Source organism: Leucobacter salsicius M1-8, assembly GCF_000350525.1.
Taxonomy (GTDB): Bacteria; Actinomycetota; Actinomycetes; order Actinomycetales; family Microbacteriaceae; genus Leucobacter; species Leucobacter salsicius.
The window spans coordinates 15,877-33,709 of sequence record NZ_AOCN01000012.1; the positions used below are offsets into that span (position 1 = coordinate 15,877).

16 protein-coding genes and 1 pseudogene are annotated in these 17,833 nt (G+C 59.1%); 12 read left to right on the top strand and 5 right to left on the bottom strand.

The features are described 5' to 3' along the window. The 3 genes from C795_RS0104045 to C795_RS17815 are packed head-to-tail and all read left to right on the top strand — an operon-like array spanning position 1 to position 5,382. Positions 1–2,865, top strand: coding sequence for an SNF2-related protein (locus C795_RS0104045; protein ID WP_017792478.1), 2,865 nt, complete (start codon positions 1–3; stop codon positions 2,863–2,865). Between the two features lie 49 nt (positions 2,866–2,914). Then, the gene (locus tag C795_RS0104050; RefSeq protein ID WP_017792479.1) at positions 2,915–4,954 is read left to right on the top strand and encodes a GNAT family N-acetyltransferase; all 2,040 of its coding nucleotides are present in this window, start codon (positions 2,915–2,917) and stop codon (positions 4,952–4,954) included. Beyond that, positions 4,951–5,382, top strand: a complete 432-nt coding sequence (locus C795_RS17815) for an ASCH domain-containing protein (protein ID WP_157486954.1) — start codon at positions 4,951–4,953, stop codon at positions 5,380–5,382. Before C795_RS0104050 ends, C795_RS17815 begins: the two co-directional genes overlap by 4 nt. Here the strand turns inward: C795_RS17815 and C795_RS0104055 are convergent. The 4 genes from C795_RS0104055 to C795_RS0104070 all read right to left on the bottom strand — a co-directional run bounded on the left by C795_RS0104055 (position 5,362) and on the right by C795_RS0104070 (position 8,515). Beyond that, the gene (locus C795_RS0104055; RefSeq protein ID WP_232225428.1) at positions 5,362–6,534 is read right to left on the bottom strand and encodes an alpha/beta hydrolase family protein; all 1,173 of its coding nucleotides are present in this window, start codon (positions 6,532–6,534) and stop codon (positions 5,362–5,364) included. The genes C795_RS17815 and C795_RS0104055 overlap by 21 nt on opposite strands. Then, positions 6,531–7,538, bottom strand: coding sequence for a DUF6545 domain-containing protein (locus tag C795_RS0104060; protein WP_232225432.1), 1,008 nt, complete (start codon positions 7,536–7,538; stop codon positions 6,531–6,533). The genes C795_RS0104055 and C795_RS0104060 overlap by 4 nt, the downstream gene beginning before the upstream one ends. A gap of 5 nt (positions 7,539–7,543) precedes the next feature. After that, a complete protein-coding gene (locus tag C795_RS0104065) occupies positions 7,544–8,020 on the bottom strand; it encodes a hypothetical protein (protein WP_017792482.1) in 477 nt (158 codons plus the stop codon). A 69-nt stretch (positions 8,021–8,089) separates the two neighbouring features. Beyond that, positions 8,090–8,515 (bottom strand): hypothetical protein, encoded by a 426-nt coding sequence (locus tag C795_RS0104070; protein WP_017792483.1) that lies wholly within the window; start codon positions 8,513–8,515, stop codon positions 8,090–8,092. A gap of 326 nt (positions 8,516–8,841) precedes the next feature. Between C795_RS0104070 and C795_RS0104075 the strand changes: the two genes are divergently transcribed. The 8 genes and pseudogenes from C795_RS0104075 to C795_RS0104115 all read left to right on the top strand — a co-directional run bounded on the left by C795_RS0104075 (position 8,842) and on the right by C795_RS0104115 (position 15,997). Beyond that, positions 8,842–9,933, top strand: a complete 1,092-nt coding sequence (locus C795_RS0104075; protein WP_017792484.1) for an ArdC-like ssDNA-binding domain-containing protein — start codon at positions 8,842–8,844, stop codon at positions 9,931–9,933. Then, positions 9,930–10,853, top strand: a complete 924-nt coding sequence (locus C795_RS16825) for a bifunctional DNA primase/polymerase (RefSeq protein ID WP_083879128.1) — start codon at positions 9,930–9,932, stop codon at positions 10,851–10,853. Before C795_RS0104075 ends, C795_RS16825 begins: the two co-directional genes overlap by 4 nt. After that, the gene (locus C795_RS15150) at positions 10,850–11,473 is read left to right on the top strand and encodes a DUF2637 domain-containing protein (RefSeq protein WP_051053755.1); all 624 of its coding nucleotides are present in this window, start codon (positions 10,850–10,852) and stop codon (positions 11,471–11,473) included. Before C795_RS16825 ends, C795_RS15150 begins: the two co-directional genes overlap by 4 nt. A gap of 461 nt (positions 11,474–11,934) precedes the next feature. Further along, on the top strand, positions 11,935–12,792 hold the full coding sequence (locus C795_RS0104095; RefSeq protein ID WP_017792488.1) for a hypothetical protein: 858 nt from the start codon (positions 11,935–11,937) through the stop codon (positions 12,790–12,792). Next, the gene (locus tag C795_RS0104100) at positions 12,789–13,805 is read left to right on the top strand and encodes a ParB N-terminal domain-containing protein (protein ID WP_017792489.1); all 1,017 of its coding nucleotides are present in this window, start codon (positions 12,789–12,791) and stop codon (positions 13,803–13,805) included. The genes C795_RS0104095 and C795_RS0104100 overlap by 4 nt, the downstream gene beginning before the upstream one ends. A gap of 30 nt (positions 13,806–13,835) precedes the next feature. Then, complete coding sequence (locus C795_RS0104105) at positions 13,836–14,519, top strand: hypothetical protein (protein ID WP_017792490.1); 684 nt, start codon at positions 13,836–13,838, stop codon at positions 14,517–14,519. A gap of 12 nt (positions 14,520–14,531) precedes the next feature. Continuing rightward, positions 14,532–15,722, top strand: a pseudogene (locus C795_RS15155) (M23 family metallopeptidase); the annotation flags it as partial. 8 nt (positions 15,723–15,730) lie between these two features. After that, positions 15,731–15,997, top strand: a complete 267-nt coding sequence (locus C795_RS0104115) for a DUF6112 family protein (RefSeq protein WP_017792492.1) — start codon at positions 15,731–15,733, stop codon at positions 15,995–15,997. A gap of 47 nt (positions 15,998–16,044) precedes the next feature. Here the strand turns inward: C795_RS0104115 and C795_RS0104120 are convergent, their stop codons facing one another. After that, a complete protein-coding gene (locus tag C795_RS0104120) occupies positions 16,045–17,301 on the bottom strand; it encodes a hypothetical protein (RefSeq protein WP_157486955.1) in 1,257 nt (418 codons plus the stop codon). A 231-nt stretch (positions 17,302–17,532) separates the two neighbouring features. Between C795_RS0104120 and C795_RS0104125 the strand changes: the two genes are divergently transcribed. Then, positions 17,533–17,805 carry a DUF6112 family protein gene (locus tag C795_RS0104125; protein WP_245190222.1) on the top strand — a complete coding sequence of 91 codons (273 nt, stop codon included), beginning with the start codon at positions 17,533–17,535 and terminating at the stop codon, positions 17,803–17,805. Positions 17,806–17,833: the final 28 nt, after the last annotated feature.

Sequence of the window (17,833 nt, forward strand, 5' to 3'; positions counted from 1 at the left end):
ATGGCGACACCGCTGACCGCGCACCAAGCGAAGTTCTACGCGCACCAATTGGAACGTTCGTATGCGTCTGACCATGTGGGGCGTCTTGCCGGGTTGCTGTTTGATGCGCAAGTGGAGCCAAAGCCGCACCAAATCGACGCGGCGCTGTTCGCTCTTCAAACTTCGTCGTCTCCCGGTGTGATCCTGGCCGATGAAGTCGGGTTGGGAAAGACCATTGAAGCCGGAATCGTGCTCTGCCAGTATTGGGCGGAGCGGAAGCGGCGGATTCTGATCGTTGCGCCATCCTCGTTGCGCCAGCAGTGGCAACAGGAGCTTGATGAGAAGTTTGCGATCCCGGCGAAGCTGCTCGACGCGAAGAACAAGCGCGATCTGCTGAAACCAGGAACCGGTTTGGCGGGCAGCGTCTTGATCTGCTCGTATGAGTTCGTGCTGCGAAATGTCGACGACCTGGCGCGCCATTGGGATCTGGTGATTGCCGACGAAGCACACCGGCTGCGCTCGTTCTGGAAGGGCGACGCGAAGATCGCACAAGCGGTGTCGGACGTGATCGGCTCTGCAAGTAAATCTCTGCTGCTCACAGCCACGCCCTTGCAGAACCGATTGGAGGAGCTCTTCGGCCTGGTGTCAGTGTTTGACCCTGAGTTTTTCCACTCGATCGAGGGGTTTAAGGAACGCTACGTCGATCACCCCGAGGATTACGGCAATGACGACCTTGCGATGAGAATCTCACACATCGCGAAACGTACCCTGCGACGCGACGCGCAGAAGTACATCCGGTTCACCGAGCGAATGCCACTCACCCTCGGCTTTATGCCCTCGGACGCGGAGCAAGATCTATACAACAAAGTCAACGAGTACTTGCAGCGGCCGTTCCTCTACGCATTCGCCAAGTCGCAACGGCACCTATCCGCACTCATCCTCCGTAAACGTCTGGGGTCATCGACCTATGCGGTTGCCTCGACGCTCGAGGGCATCGCGAATCGGCTCGAAGCCGAGATGCTGTCCGGTCGGCGGCGTGACAACCGTGGGGGGCTCGTCGACGAAGATATGACCGATGAGGAGATTGAAGACACTGAGTCGGCACTCTTCAGCCTGACGCCGTCACCTGTTGCCGAGGACGCCCGCAAGGAGACGGCGGAGGAAGTCGATGAGCTTCGCGCATACGCACATCTTGCCCGGTCGATTACGATCAATCAGAAGGCCGTAAAGCTGTTGGATGCGCTCGACCAAGGCTTCGCTAAACTCGCGGAGATCGGCGCACCACAGAAAGCGATTATCTTTACTGACTCCACGAAGACACAGGAGTATCTTGCCGCGTCGCTGCGGGAGGCCGGGCGCGGTGACGGTCTGGTGCTCTTCAACGGTTCCAACAGTTCGCCCGAAGCGACAGAGACCTATCGCGAATGGTTGAAGGCCAACGAGGGCTCTGACCTCATCACAGGCATCCCTTCCGCAGATCGCCGCAAGGCACTCGTCGATGAGTTCCGTGAGCGTGGCACGATCATGATCGCAACTGAAGCCGCCGCCGAGGGCATCAACTTGCAGTTCTGCTCGATGCTGGTCAACTATGATCTGCCGTGGAACCCGCAGCGCGTCGAACAGCGTATTGGCCGTGTGCACCGATACGGGCAGCAGCACAATGTCATCGTCGTGAATTTCTCGAATCAGGGAAACCTCGCCGAAGAACGCATCCTCGAACTACTGGACGAGAAGTTCAATCTTTTCAAGTCAGTATTTGGTGCTTCAGACGAAGTACTCGGGACAATCGAGGACGGTCTCGACTTTGAGAAGAGAATCGCTGAGATCCTCGAACGATGCAAAACGGCGGACGAGATCAACACGGCGTTCGACGCGCTGGAACGCGAATACCAGAGCGAGATCAGCCACGAGATGCAGTCGGCCCGCGCCCGCGTCTTCGACAATCTCGACCCGAACGTTCAGGACAAGCTCAAGAGTTACGATGCCCAGCAAGGTGCAGTGCTCAACACCTTTGAACGGTTGCTGCTGCAGGTCACGCGGCACGAGCTGGATCCCTTCGCCACGTTCGATGCCGATGGCTACAACTTCACACTTGCTGAAGCACCAGCCAACGGGATCCCCGTTGGCCGCTACTTCTTCAAGTCGAAACCGCAGCCTGGCGCGCACCAGTACCGTTACGGCAGCGATCTTGGTCAGTATGTGGTGCAGTCCGCTCTCACTGAGGAGACTCCGGAGCGGTCACTTGTCTTTTCGATCAATCAGTCTGAGCGCGTCGCCTCCGCCGTGCGTGACCTCGTTGGCGAACACGGAACGCTAACTGCCGAACTACTCACGTTCACTACGCAAGCTGGCGAAGACACCGTCACCGAGTCATATATTCTCGCCGCAGGCCGATCGGACAGCGGCCTGATGCTTGATGCAGAACAAATTGGGCAGATCCTCGATCTCTCTTGCGTGCGAATCGAACGCACCGAAGACATAGAAGTCAGTGACCTCCAGCCCGCACTCGTCCAGCAGGCAGAGGCGTTCAGCGGCGAGGTACAGAACAGGTCGGCACAATTTAGCATTGAGCAAGGTGACCTGATTGAGTCACGGTTGAAGGATCATAAGGCGAAGTACGACGCCGATACGCGCAAGCTTGAGAAGGACCGGGCTGAAGCACTCGCGCAAGAGCGCCGGACCGAAGACCTCACCGCGCGACTGAAATGTCGTAAAGAAGCGCAGCGTCTCGCTCGTCGAGCCGACGACCTGTACGACGAGTTCAAGATTGAGCGCGACCAGCTCAGGAGCAAGGCCGACGAATTTCTCGACATGATCGAACAGGCGCTGAAAGGTACCGACGACCGGCAGCACATTTTTAATCTGAAGTGGACAGTGGAAGCATGATGAACGTCCCTCATAGTTCACGAGTTTGTGGATGGAAGATAGGCCCGAAATGACAGGTCAGCCACAAACCCAAAGCCTGTCAACGCGAACTTGGGACCCTCTCGCCGAGGCGCGTGAACAAGAGTTTCAAGCCATTGTGCAGCTCCACCGCGAAAGCAAAGCAACCCTCGGCCACTTGCCATATGCAGCGTTTGAAGCCGCCGGAGACAAAGGGCAACTCATCCTTGGTTTCTTGGACGATGAAATTGCCGGATACATCCTCTTCAGCACTCCGCGTCAGCACGTAATCAAGTTAGTTCACGTCTGCGTTGGAACGACCGCGCGAAGATCTGGACTGGCAAGAAGAATGGTTGATGCTGTCATTGACGCGAACCCTTCTCGAACGATTATCGCCGCACATTGTCGGACCGACTATGGCCTCGACGACTTCTGGCGATCGCTCGATATGGCTCCCACAGCCCAACGTCCTGGACGCGCAGCAACCGGCTCAGTGCTCACCATCTGGACGCGCTCAATTGGTCAGTTCGACCTATTTGAGAGCGCACTGTATGACTCTGTCAAGCCGAAAGCAGTTCTCGACTCCAACGTCGTGATAGATCTGTTTAGCTCCACTGCGCTAGAGCGTCCCGAACGACGAGAGTCGCTCGGGCTCGAAGCAGATTGGGTCGCCGGCGAGGTCGAATTCACAATCTCTCCTGAAGTGACATCGGACGTCAATCGGCTGCAACCGGAGGGCGAGCGCGACCGCGTGCGGGAGTCCTTAGGCGGCTTCGTAACGCTCCGGCGAGAGGAAACCATGCGCGATACCGCCGCAGAACTTCTCGAACGGATGCCGAGTGAACTGACAACGAGTGACTTTAGCCTCTCTGATGATGCAAAGCATCTTGCTGACGCAATCCTGGCGGGTGCCGATTTTTTCGTGACTCGGGACTCAAACCTATTGAATGCCACCTCTGCGTGGATCGAAGGAGAGTTTGGACTTGAGGTCCTACGCCCAGTCGATCTCATCCAACGCTTGATGCCGCCAGCACCGCCATTTAGATTCCGTTCAGAGCAACTCGAATCCGTCGGCCTCCAATGGGAAGCTGTAACAGCACTCCCCCAAAAGCTCGAAGATGCCTTCTTAGAACGCACCTCCAACGAGAAAGCCACCTACTTCCGCAAGCAGTTACAGGCAGTCCTCGCTAGGCCTGCAACGACCGAGCTGCAGGCACTCGTCGATGACAGGTCACGGTTCTGGGCACTGCTCGCGACCGAAATACTCGACGGTGTGCTTAACGTCCCCGTCCTCCGCGTTGGAAGCGGTCCGTTTGGCGAGACAATCGCTTTCCAGCTGGTACGTCACCTTCGCGCACACGCCTTAGATGAGGGCTGCAGTCACATCACGGTCACAGATTCTGCGATCTCACCCGTGCTGCGGTCCGCATTGACCACCGATGGATTTTTGGGTGCAGTTCCGAGCGTCGAATTGTCCTGGGCCACCCCGCCTGAGGTCGCAGCAAGAACGTTCACTGCGACTGAAGTCAGTGATTACGAGCGATCCAACTGGCCGCAAGTACTCATCGAGCGCGATGTCCCCGTCAACATCGTTCCAATCCAACCCAAATACGCACGGGAACTCGTTGGCTACAATGACACTCTCCTGAACACTCGTGCGAAGCGTGCACTTGGCCTGACGCGTCAAGTCGTCTATTTTTCCTCGCCGAGAGGTGACTGGGAAGTTCCTTCGCGTGTCCTGTGGTACGTAACTAAGGATCCGAAAGCGAGCCCAGCTTCAGCCATTCGTGCGGTCGTTGCGCACTCTCGCGTGGTTGACGCCGCCATACTCTCAACCGAAAATGCAATTGAGCAGTACCGTGCTATCGGAACCTTACGAAGAAGCGAGATTGAGTCATATGCAAAGAATGGAAAGGTGTCAGTCCTGAGAGTAGAAGACACACAGTTGCTCGAAAGCCCCGTCAATAGGACGGCCTTCGACGAGATACTCACGAAACACGGAGTCACCACTTCAAAAATCACCACGCGCCGAGCAAAGCCCGGTGTATTCGATGATGTGATGCGGCTTCAGCCTCGGTGGTCCGAGCAATGACCCGAGCCTTACTCTTGTCAATCAAGCCTCGACACGCTCGCGCGATCCTCGAAGGACGCAAAACTATTGAAGTCCGACGTAAGTTTCCTGCTGTACCTTCCGGAACCATCGTGGTGCTGTACTCAAGTTCTCCTGAAAAGGCTATTCTTGGCACCGTCAGGCTCAAACGGACAATAAAAATCGACTCCGATTGTGTTTGGGATTCGCATGGTGCGGCCATCGGCATAGACGAGAGTGCTCTCGATGACTACCTCAGAGGGTCCGATCAATCGACACTTCTAGAAGTTGACTGCCCGGATTCATGGGATCAACCGCTGCCGCTAGATTCGCTTCGGCATGACCTAGGTCTGGAACCTCCACAGAGCTTTCGCTATCTCAAGACCGAACAGGTGACACAGGCCAGACAGCTAAGTTCGCAAGTTTCCTGACCGTACGGGGCCGACCTGCAGCCAATCGGTCACGGCCTCGCGCCAGCGATTGGGATCAGCGTTCCAGTTAAGCGTGTGGTCTGCGTTGAAGGTTTCGAGAGTGACGACGTCGGGGCGCTGAACGTGCAGCGCCTTAGCTGTATCGACTGGTGTTGAGTTGTCCCGGATGCCGTGAAGGATGAGTGTGGGGACAGCGAGTTCTTCTGCCCGCTGCACCCAATCAAACTCCCGAAGCGGGATCCCGCTCGGCAGCCCAACCATGCGAGCAAGCGGCTCAAGCGCCAACCAAGGAATCGCGAGATGGCCTGCAGCTGCGGGCAACCCGCTTCGTGCGCAGTTCGCTTTAATCGCCTCGCCCCAATCGAGCACGGGCGAGTCAAGCACGAGACCGGCGATTAGCTTCGCGTAGTCCGACCTGTGCGCGAGCTGTAGCGCGATCGCGGCGCCCATCGACCAGCCAAACAACACGAACCGCTCAGCTCCACGACGCACCGCATAACTGATCGCTGCTTCGACGTCGTCTACCTCGGTTGCTCCAAGTGTTGAGCGACCGCTGCCGATTCTTGGGCCTTCTCCGTCGTTGCGGAAGCTCAAGACGAGTGACGTGTACCCAAGCTGTGTTGCAACTTGCACACCGCGCAGCGTGCCTGCACGGGGGCTACTAAGACCGTGAATATGGATTGCCCACGTGGACGAGCTTCCGTTGACTCGCCATGCGGGTGCGTACCCCGACGGTGTGTTGATCATGATGTCATGAGCTTCGAGCCCCGCATCCGCTGGAGTAGCAAAGTAGACGCCGCTCCACGAGACGCTGTCACCCACTTGAACGTTGAGGTAGTTAGCAGCCCCGGTGACCGCACGGGCGATTCGGTTTGGACCGCGGCCCTGCATCTCGCTACCGAGCTGCACACACCCGCCTCGTTCGAACCAGAGATTGTAGAGACCTTCGGCGGTGGTGTCTGGCGTGCGGTCGAGTACGATCCTGAGCGCACCGTCGTCGTCTTCAACGTCGCGAACTACGAGGTTGAAGGTTCGCGGGCCCACTGGTGCGGTGAGCTTGCGGGCGATAACCCACCCCAAAGCTGCTGTGCCCGCGCCGAGCAGCGCAGTGCCACCCCAGAGACATGCACCAATAGCGCGCCTGGCCCTCACGACGACTCCGCTTTGGTCTCAACGTCGTCGGTCTTGCGCCGGTTCATTTTCGGCGCCTTCAATCCCAGCAAATGGGACTCAGCTCGTTCGAGCAATGTGCGTTCAGCGTCGTCGATGGCGAAGGTCACCCGTGGATCGATCATGGCGTCACGTATCTCGACGATGTTGCGATGCAATCGTGCTTCGGGTTCTTCGAGAATTCCCGGAGTAGGGTGGCTCCCGCTGAGACCAGGTCTGAGGCTGGTTGCATCACGCCAGATCGGGTCGAGCTGGGCGACGAGCACGTCGGTCTGCACATCACGCAGACGCTGCCGGAGCGAGCGCATCGCAGGCTGCGCAATGAAGCCAGCACAAAGAAACAGGAACGTCGCGATCATGAGCGGCCCGTATGCGGGATCAACCGCATACATGACACTCAGTGCGCCGGTGACGTGTGCGACGTCCATGATAATCACGTTGACACACAGTGCAATACCGCAACCAGCTCCGACCGCCAGCAGCATCGCGGGCACTCGAAACACGCCTGAAGCGAGTCGAAACTGCCGCACGGCCAGCACGAGCATGGCGGCGACAACAATGCCGCAGTACGCGAAGACGGTAATCGAGTAGATCGCAGCAGCGGGATGAGCGCCAAGATCACGCATGAACTCTGTGGTCGTCTCGCCGCGGTCGATGAAGAAGAACAGTACGGCGACGCAGGTAAGTGCAACGACGAGCGCCGGGAGCCCGACGGCGATCTTGACCGGTTGGGGCCGGTAGTCCCCTGCCCTCATCACGCCCCGGCCCAGAAAGAAGAGACCCGTCATGAGCAAAGCATCGCTCGCAACGGTGACGAGGTTCGTTCCACTCAGTGCGGGATCGATCGCGAGGTAGATGTCGTCGACATTGAGCGTCATCGCGAATGCGATGGCAACGGCAGCGTAGGTGACGCTGCGGTCAGTACGCCCTCGACGCAGAATGAGCAGGCTTGCGACCAGCGTCCACATGACGCTTGCGACAAGCACCTGGATCAACCGAATATCTCTGTGTAACTCGTCTCGGCAAACGCTGATCCACGGATACCCGCAGCCAGGCGATCAGCCAAGCTTTCAGCGGCGATCTCGTCTTCTGATTCAACGTCCTTTCGTGCCAGTACGCGGGAGCGCAGAGACGCGGGAATATCAGGGAACAGCGTGTTGTGAACTACATCGTTGAGCGCGCAGCCGTCGCCCTCACAGTGTCCAAGGATGATGTGCGCAAATTCGTGCAGCACGAACTGCTGACTGTGAAGAACCGAGTCTGTACGGGCGTGGAGGATCAAGTCTTGATCCTCGCCATAGAACAGCAACGCGCAAAGCCCGTCGTTTTCGCCTAGCTCCGCGAGTTCAGTGACCCGGATCTCTCGCCCTCGTTGCCGCTGTACAGCATCGGTGAGTGCGGCGAACGTGAAGTTTTCGCCCAGCTGCAAGCTCGCGACTGCGGTCGTTACGGTCTGTTCGATATTCACTGCGTGCTCACTATCTGCTTCGGAAGCATCCTCGGCGCCAGCCTTGTGAGCGACACCGGTGGCGCTCGCTTACTGTGTCATCTCTTGATCCAAGAATTGGGTGATCGCCCGAAGCGTTTCCGGCGAAAGATCACCGAGAGTACGCGTCGCATACGATTTCACTTTTGCTGCCCGCATCGAACGCACAAGATCAATCTGGGCCTTCACCTTCTCGGGCGTTGAGGCATCGCTATCACCGGTGATGAAGTCGATGTCAACGTCGAAGAACTCGGCGAGCCCCGCAAACACCTCAGCGTCATCGACCTTTCGGTGCCCGTTGATCATGTAGGTCCAGCGGGATCGCGACAGGCTCGTACCGCGCTCTCTCAAGAATGCGGCGATCTCCGAGAACGACGGTTCAGCGCCGGTCTCGGCAGCTTTGACGTCGAGCAGCAGACGCAGACGTTTCTCAAGAAGCTCGGCCGCGGCCTTGTTCTGATCTTCGGTCTGTTGCATAGTGCCCTTCCCTTCGGGATGGGTTTGGCGATGGTCAAACGTCACCTCTTGAGGTGATTACGCATGATCAATGTACCTCTTGGGCATGCTCAAATCAAGGGTTGCGCATGCTCAAATGTGATGTTAGACAGTAGATCACAGGATTTTGGGCATGCTCAACGACGGGTGTTGAGTGTGCACCCGTCTCTGCGCCGAGGAGGTGCACCATGCGCTTCACCCATGCCAAAAGCCGGTTACTCTGTCGCCGATCCGGACACCCACGCGCACCTCTCAGATGTACTGCCGCACGAGTTCGCCGCGCGGAACGTCAGAGAGGAGATCCAGTTATGGCCACGATCGAGGATCGCCAAGCCGCCAGAGACGCAAAGCTCGATGAGCTGCACGAAAAGCTCGCGGGGGCCGTCGAAGAACTCGTATCTGGTGACGGTTGGAAGCGGGCCTTGACGTTCGCGGCCAACTTTCGAAGCCGTTCTTTCAACAACACACTGCTGATCTGGGTGCAGCATCAGGCGGCCCACGAACAGGGGTTTGTGCCTGATCCGATGCCGACCTACGTCGCCGGATACAAGCAATGGCAAGATCTCGGCCGCCAAGTGCAGAAGGGGCAACCCGGGTATCAGATCCTCGCGCCCGTCACCGGCCGCTTCGCTTCTGCCACGCCAGCAAGTACAGATTCATGGAGGCGACTAAAGAAGTTCGAGAAACCTCGGCCAGGTGAGGCGGTGCGATCAAAGATGATCGGCGTTCGCCCGGCCTACGTGTGGGATGCCTCTCAGACCGCGGGCGATCCACTTCCTGAGCTACCCGCCCCGACTTTGCTTGAGGGCGAAGCACCCGCCGGGCTTTGGGAAGGGCTCGCGAAACAGGTTGAAGCCGCGGGATTCTCGTTGGGCGATGTGCCCGATACACCGTCAATTCACGGGGCGAATGGCGTCACGAACTACACCGAGAAGAGCGTGCTCGTGCGCGCCGACATGGATGCTGCAGCAAGGGTGAAGACGCTCGCGCACGAGTTGGGACACGTGCTTATGCACGACCCTGAGAATGCCGATACTCGACTGCACCGTGGCATCGGCGAGGTCGAAGCAGAATCTGTCGCACTGATGATCGGCGCAGCGCATGGCATGGACACCTCGGGGTACACAATCCCCTACGTCGCCTCTTGGTCGGCACACGTCGATGGGAAGGAACCCGTCGACGTGATCAAATCCACCGGCGAGAGAGTACGTGCCACCGCCATCAGGATTCTCGATCAGCTCGACACCCCCATGACCGGCGACGGTACCCCTCCGGGTATCGAGCGGGAATCGACGCATCGCAACGTCGCGGCAGCTCAGCGTGCGAGCGCTTCACACACGCCTTCGGCTACAGCTGCCCCAAAACAGGTGGCGCTGGCAGACGTGCGGGGAATGCGATGAGTTCATCGAAAGCGTTCACTACGGCGCTCGATCACGTTGGTCGCGGGATGCCGCTCGAACAGGGCGCACTCGCATTTGCCGACTCCGGCTTCCCCGTGTTCCCCTGTGCCGCGGGTGGGAAGCGCCCCGTCGTTGCGGGCGGATTTCATTCGGCCCGCAACGATCCTGAGCTGATTCGTCGCTGGTGGACTGCGATTCCGTCCGCAAATATCGGGATGCCGACCGGCACAACCTCTGGGCTCGTTGTCGTCGATGTAGACGTGCACGGTTCTGTCAACGGCTACGACGCCCTCGATGGCGCCTGGCGCGCGGGATTGCTGAGCGGCTGGGAGGCTGCGGTCAGAACTCCATCCGGTGGGCTACATCTCTATTTCCCCGCAGACCCGAATATCGAACAACGCTCGTGGCAATCTGCGCGGGCGGGAATCGATTTTCGCGGTGATGGCGGATACGTCATCGTCCCTCCCTCGCTACGCGTGCTTGACGGGCAATCATGGCAATACGAGACACTCCAGTTGGCTCGTGAACCAGGTCGTGCGCTCGCTTCGCAGCAACTCCGTGACTATCTCGATCCACCACAACGTAACGAGGCGCATCAAAGTGGGCGATCAGCACAACAGCCTGTCGATGTGCAGCGCCTCGCAGCTTGGGTTGCGCGGCGCCAAAAAGGCGAACGCAACCATGGACTCTTCTGGGCCGCTTGCAAAATGGCTGAACAGCGAGTGCCGACAGTCGAAGCGCTCGAAGCACTGAGTCCCGCCGCTGAGCGGGCAGGCCTCAGCCACCGAGAAACGACGACGACCGTGCGGTCAGCTTACCGAGCGGTGCAGGGCGCCCCTCCGCAGCAGTCGATACGAGCCAGCGCATCAACTTCACACGACCGACCGCCGCCTTCATCAACCTTTCGGGCGCTGTCATGAGTGACTTCAACGGACGACGGTGGGCAGTATCGACAGCTGTGGCAGGCACCGTCTTCATTGCTGCGGGAGCCTTCTGGCTGTCGTTCACCTCGCTCGCAGACCTTGCCGCACGGTCTGGAATTGGTGATGGCCAAGCATGGGCATGGCCACTGATTGTCGACGGAGTCATCGTCGTCTCGACCGTCGCCGTCGTCGCGCTGGCCGGGGCCCGCGCCGCCTGGTATCCCTGGGCACTACTCGCTGGTGCGGCAGCCGTATCGGTCACGGCGAATTCAATCCATGCCGTAGTCGCCGCGGATGCCGATGTGCCGAGCCTTCTTGCCGCTGCGGTCGCCGCAGTTCCGCCCGTGGTCTTGCTGGCGATCACGCATCTCACCGTGCTCCTTATCCGGACTCCCGCGACTACTGAAACAGCCGAAAGCACTGAGACGTCAGCCATTCAGACCTCACCCCAAGGCTCTGCGATGACGTTGCGCGATGCCGGTTGGTCGAACAAGGCCATCGCACGCGAACTGAATGTGCACCCTTCCACCGTGGGGCGCTGGTTCGCCAACATCCCGCTCACCGTTGAGGGCCTCAAGCCCTCCCCCGCAACAACATCCGAGGAGGAGCCAAAATGAACGAGATAGAGAAGGAAGCTTTGACTGCCAGCACCGATCGTCATCTGACAGACGATCCTCTCTTGCCAGAAGCTGTCGAGGCCGCGAGCGTTCAGCGTCGACGCCCTCGTGCTGGAATCGATCCCTCAGCCTACCGAGGCCGAGGAGTCGAATGGGTGCGTCCGACTGACCTGATCGCACGCGGGAGTTCGCGCCTCGCCGGGGCAGGGATCAACTTCCAAACCGAACTCCGGCGCCGCACATTTGAAGTGACTGCGGCGAGCGCCCGCGGCATCGCAGACCGAGCCCGGCACCTCCCACCGTTATCCGCGTTCGGCCATGGCAATTCCCGTCATGGTGCTGAACGAGGCGCGATCGGGACGCACTGATCGTTGGTCAAGACCTCTCATGGGCACTTCACGGACACCTAAGAACCCGCTGGGGAGCGGGCGCGCACCTGCTTGCCAGGAGGTTCCCACACCATGACCAATTCAAGCCACTCAGCGTCACAACCTCGCGAGGACTACACAACCAGCGAAGGGCTCCGCGCCCTCCTGCATCGACTGCACCGCTCGGGTTCACATGCCTGGAAGCACGACCACGTCGCCGCTGAACTCGCCGCATTTGCCGCAGAAAAGTACGCGGCATTGGCTCGCAAGCATGGCCTCGATCCGTGGGAGGCAGCGTCAGCAGCTTTCGACGTCATGAGGACGCGATCCGCTCGTGAGGCGATTGATCCTTGGGCCGTGGTAACTCGCGGTGTTCAAGTCACCTGCATCGCCGAAGAGCGGGGACAGGGATTGCTCTGCGCGACCCATCAAGCACGTCGACCCCATATTTCTGCGTTCCATGACCCGGAGCGCTTTGCCGACCGAGAGAACCCACTGGCCGATTATCACCCGGCATTCCACGTGGTGGACCGGTACTCGGTCGCTGAAGACGATGACCCTGACGTTACCCGAAATGTTGACACTGCTCGCCGCGCAATCGACGCGTCGATCACTCTGTTTACAACGTTGGGCTGGCCCGAAAGCACTGCCCGTGCGGCGATCGAACACGTTTGCAGTGCGGTGGCACGTGCCGGGTCTCGACAGAGTGCGTACGAACTGCTGCGTCGAGACAAGCACGCCCGGGCACTGCTCGATTTGCCCGCCGACTCTTGGTCGGCGCTATTGCAGGTGTTGCTCGGGCACCCCCATCCCGCGTATCGCGCGACGAGCACCGGACGAGGCATCCTTCTCCGAATACTCGTTGGTGAAGCGCTCGCAACACTCCTCAGCGACGATGACTTGGTCACGGCTATCGCGATGTCTGTCCCCACCCACGGGAACAACCAATGAGTCGGGACGGCGGACACATCGAGTTGGACCGTGCGGTCGACTCGATCCGCGTCGGGCGCCGTCACCGCACCGGGTTCGGCGACCTCGATGCTCTTGCTGCCTCGATCGAACGTGACGGTTTGCTCCAACCGATCACGGTCACGCCCGACGGGATCTTGGTATGCGGTGCGCGACGATTGGCCGCGATCAAACAACTCGGCTGGCAGCACGTCAAGGTTTGGGTGCGTTCAGGTATCTCGGGAGATCTCGCGCACCTGCTTGCTGAACAAGATGACAACATGCTGCACAAGCCGCTCACCCAGCTGGAGGGTGCAGCGCTCTATCGGGAGATCAAGGCGCTGATGGCTGAGGATGCTGCTCGTCGGCAAGAAGCGTCGCGTTTCAGCAGCGAAAATCAGCCGGGAAGTGACGGTGCAGCAAATTTTGCGCCACCGTCAGAATCACCGGGACAATCTCGCGCCCAGGCCGCTGCGATGATCCCCGATGGTGCTTCACACACCACGCTCGAGAAGATCAACTACCTGCAGCAGATCGCTGAGGACCAAGATCAATCAGAGACAGTTCGTGTGGGAGTTGCCGCCGAGCTCGAACTCATCGGTTCAGGCGGGCCGGTACACCCGAGTTATCTGAGGGCCCGCCAGCTTGTCGCGGAGGCGGACTCCGATGCACCTGAGGAACATGTCGCGAAGCTGGCGGAAGAAGCTCTGGCGCGTCTCAAGAGCACGCCGCGCACCAAGCGCCGCTCTTCGCCGAGTCCGCAGACGAATCGTGCGGACGACGACGAGCCGTGGCCAGTTCGCGCGTTCGTTGTTACCTGGACTGAGCTCGATGGGTGGTGGCGTCACTTTGATGTCGACGACCTCGCTCTCAAACTGAGTGCTGCTGAAGTCGAGTTGTTCTTGCGGGCAGTGGATGCGACCTCAGACTTCGCGGAGCGACTCCGAACAGCGCTCGATACCAACGTTGATACCGCTGAGCAGCCAATGGAGATAAGGAACCTCCGAGCGATCTGATGCGCGGCCAACGCTGCGCACCTTCCAGGCATGAAGCTTCTGACCGCCCCTCGTTCCCGCCGCACCGTTGTCGCCCTCATCGCCGCTGCAGTCGTGGCGCTCCTCGTCATCGGCGTTGGCGTCTCCGGACTCATCGCCGGTTCCCGTGGGCACGGTGAGTCAACCGGCCCGGTCTCACCAACTACTGAACATGATCCTGGCCCCTCGAATACCCCTGATAGACCGGCGCCTCGGATTCCGGCAATCCCCCACAGCACCGATGCCGAGATCTTTGCACGCAGCGTCGCGACGACGCTGTTTACCTGGGACACCGGCAGTGGATTCCTTCCGCTGGACTACACCGAGGTCATCCTCGACGTTGCGGACCCGAGTGGCACGGAGCAGCCCGGCCTCGCAGCCGATCTTGCAACCTACTTACCCACGCACGATGCGTGGACGCAACTGCGCCAGTACGCAACGCAGCAACACTTGGAGATCACTTCCGCGTACGTGCCGGATGCCTGGGCCGACGCGCTTGCGCAAGCTCAACGAGGCCAGCTCCCCAAAGGTGCCACAGCGTTCACGATCGAGGGAATCCGCCATCGCTCCGGCGACTGGAATGGTGACCAGGTCAGTGCCGACCAACAGGTCGCTTTCACTATTTTCATCGCCTGCCCGCCCAAAGACACCTGCCATGTCTTGCGGCTGTCACAGCTGAATAATCCGCTGCGTTAGGAGGCCCGGCTTATGATGAAGAAACTCGCGATCGCAGTCGTCGCGCTCATGTTCCTCGCACCGACGCTGGGGCTCGTCACCGTCGGTCTCGTGATGAATCCAGCCGCTATTGCGTGTCTCTCATCGTCAAGTCTCACGCTCGGTAACGTGCCGGACTCTCTCGTGGTGACAACTGCTAATGGGGAGACGTTCACGCTCAACAAGCAACAGTTGACGCATGCCGCAACGATCATCACCGTGGGCTCAAGCATCGAAGGTGTCACACGCGATGGAGTGCAGATCGCGATCATGGCCGCTCTCACCGAGTCAACGCTGCGGCAGCTCGCGAACACGGGCACCTACCCGGAATCCGGGGACTACCCGAACGATGGAAATGGATCCGATCATGACTCGCTCGGCCTGTTTCAAATGCGCCCGCAATCGGGCTGGGGATCTGTCGCCGACCTGATGGACCCCGAATATCAGGTTGCTGCTTTCTTCGGTGGATCGTCCGGGCCCAACTATCCATCGCCTCGCGGCCTGCTCGATATCCCCGGCTGGCAGAGCATGGGCAAGGGCGAAGCCGCACAAGCTGTCGAGGTGTCTGCGTACCCGGATCGGTACAACAACTACGAACCCGTTGCCGAGAAGATTCTCGCAACGCTCACGAGCGGTGCCTCGACGTCGTCAGCGACGGCGTCACCGGCGGTTCCCCCAGCACCATCACCTGGCGCGGTGACGAAAACCTCTCGTGTCGTGTTTCCGCTGCCGGAAGGCACCTGGGTTCACACGGGTGACTTTGGTCCGCGCGTCGATCCCCTCACCGGCGAGAACGCCTTCCATACCGGTACCGATCTTGCGGCCGCCGACGGAACTCAGATTCTCGCTGCAGCGGATGGAGTGGTGACCGTCGCAGAGTTCTCCGGTGGTTGGGGCGGGCTGACCGTCATCGAACACCACATCGACAGCACTACCGTCGCCACCGCGTACGCGCACATGTGGGAAACCGGCATCCACGTCACGGTCGGAGACCGTGTCATCGCCGGCCAGCACATCGGTGATGTCGGTTCATCGGGGCGTTCAACCGGACCACATTTGCATTTTGAAGTCCGTCCAGGCGGCACCTATGCGGAGGCGATCGATGCGGCGAAATGGCTCAACGATCACGATGCCGCTGATCTCCCAGAGGCGACCGCTGGTGCTGGATGTTCTGCGATGACAGGAGGCACGTCATGAATGTATTTCCAGACTTCGGCAGCATGAGCGGCATCGGTGAACTCAAGGTTGTCATCGGAGCGATGCTCACGATCATCCTTGTTGTCGCCGTCCTCATGATCATCGTCAGCGCCATCATCTGGGCCATCTCGACCTCCAGCGGCAACCCCGCGGTCGCTGCTAAGGCACGCGCGGGGGTCTTCGTAGCTCTGGGCGCCGCGATCCTCGCAGGCGGCGGTGTGACCTGGCTGAACTGGCTCATTAGCGTCGGTGCGAGCTTATAACTCAAGACTCTTGTTAGCTAGGCAGCGAAACATGTCTCTCGTGATCACTATTTTGAGGTCTTCGCGATGGCCTCGACTGCAGCTTGCACCAACTTGACTAGCTCCGCGTTTGGGGTCGAATCGGATGATTGGTCAGCTTTCTGTTCTGGAACCCACGCCCGGCCAAAGGCCTGCCGCACGAAAGTAAGCTTCGCTTCATCAGAACCTTGGACTCCCTGAAGGAACGGAGTTAGCGCGCGGAGTTCAAGCTCCTGCCGCTTGAACGCAGTCGCACGTGAGAGAGACTGGCCGCCGAATCTGAACGCCACAGCAGCAACACCCCCGATACCCGTAGTCAACCCAAGCTTGAGTGCTACTTGGGGCCATTCGAGCCCGGCTTGCGCGTCACCGAAGGCAAAAAGAAGAATCCAAATGCCCATCGCACCCGCAAGTATGCCCACCCCGTAACCGATGTACCCAGCGACTCGATCCCAACGAGCAGATTTCTTGTATTCGTCCCCAAGAATATCTCCGGAAGCGATGTTAGACACGTTGACGACGCTCGTCCTCAGTTCTTCAACTTCCTTCAAAGCTTCATCAGCTCTGTTCGCAGCAGCCATTATGCTCTCATACTGCGGGCGCGCTTCCTCATCGAATCTTTCTTCTTGTTGTTCAAGCCACTTTCCGAAGCGCTCTTGGCGCTCACTTTGAGCCTTATTGAAGGCCTCGTTTGACTCGGTGAGTGCCGTTGATATCCGGGTTTCGTCCTCACCAATTCGAGAAGTTAAAGCAGATATTTGAGAACGTAGATTCTCTACAACAATGGTCTGCTCTTCCAGTTCGACTTTGTGCCGCTCGATCATCTGATCGCGATCACTTTTCAGCGCCTGGATTTGAGCTGCTAATAGCTCCCGAGACTCATCAAGTTGACTCAGGTACGCCGATGCCGCTCGGGTAGCAGCTGCCTTCTTTGCTCCGGCCTCATCCGCCCGTGGGAACCGCGAGAGAGAACTCCGAACCGCGTCGAGATACGGTCCAGTTGCGTTGTCAAGATGCGATTTATGACCTGCAGGGTTCTGGAGATAGTTGTTCAAACTCGTGCCGACTTGAGACCAAGCGGCGTTCAGCTCATCGAGGAGGGGTGCACCAATAAGGAACAGTTGATCTGCTTCTGAAAGCGCAACAGCGTAGGCACGAACTTGTCGAACTTCATCGAGTTCTGATGAAATGACGGCGTCTCCGAGCTCGTCAATCTGGGTAAGTGCGGATTCGATATCTTTCAGCGCTCCCCATATCTGATGAGATGCGAACAAGTCTTTTTCCAAATGAAGCTCCAAGCTGCTGAACAAGAACCGACTTCGGCTAAGTAACATCACACTACTGCTTGCCACTGACTAATTCGATTGACCAAGTTGGTGGGCTCCGCAGCCTCTGGAACACCCGGCACCGATAGTGCACCTGGCTCTCGACCATGTTTCGTCTGCCGCCGTCGGCGGTGTTCACGCCAAGGAGCCACCGTGTTTGAACTCATCACGACCATCGCCGCAGTCTTGCCGATGGACATCGACATCACACCGAATGACTCCGGTCTGCCGGGGATCGCGCAATTGCGCACCATTGTCGGTGCCGTCATGACTGTCGGGCTCATCCTTTCCGTACTCGCGCTGATTATCTCCGCGATCGTGTGGGGGTTCGGATCGAACTCGTCCAATCCGCATCTCGCAGGTCGCGGCAAGCTCGGCGTACTCATCTCGTGTGGTGCGGCAGTCATCTGTGGCGCATCCGTGACCTTGATCAATTTCTTCTGGAACGTCGGACAGCAGGTCTGAGGCCCACCACCCACTAGTTCAGGGAGGC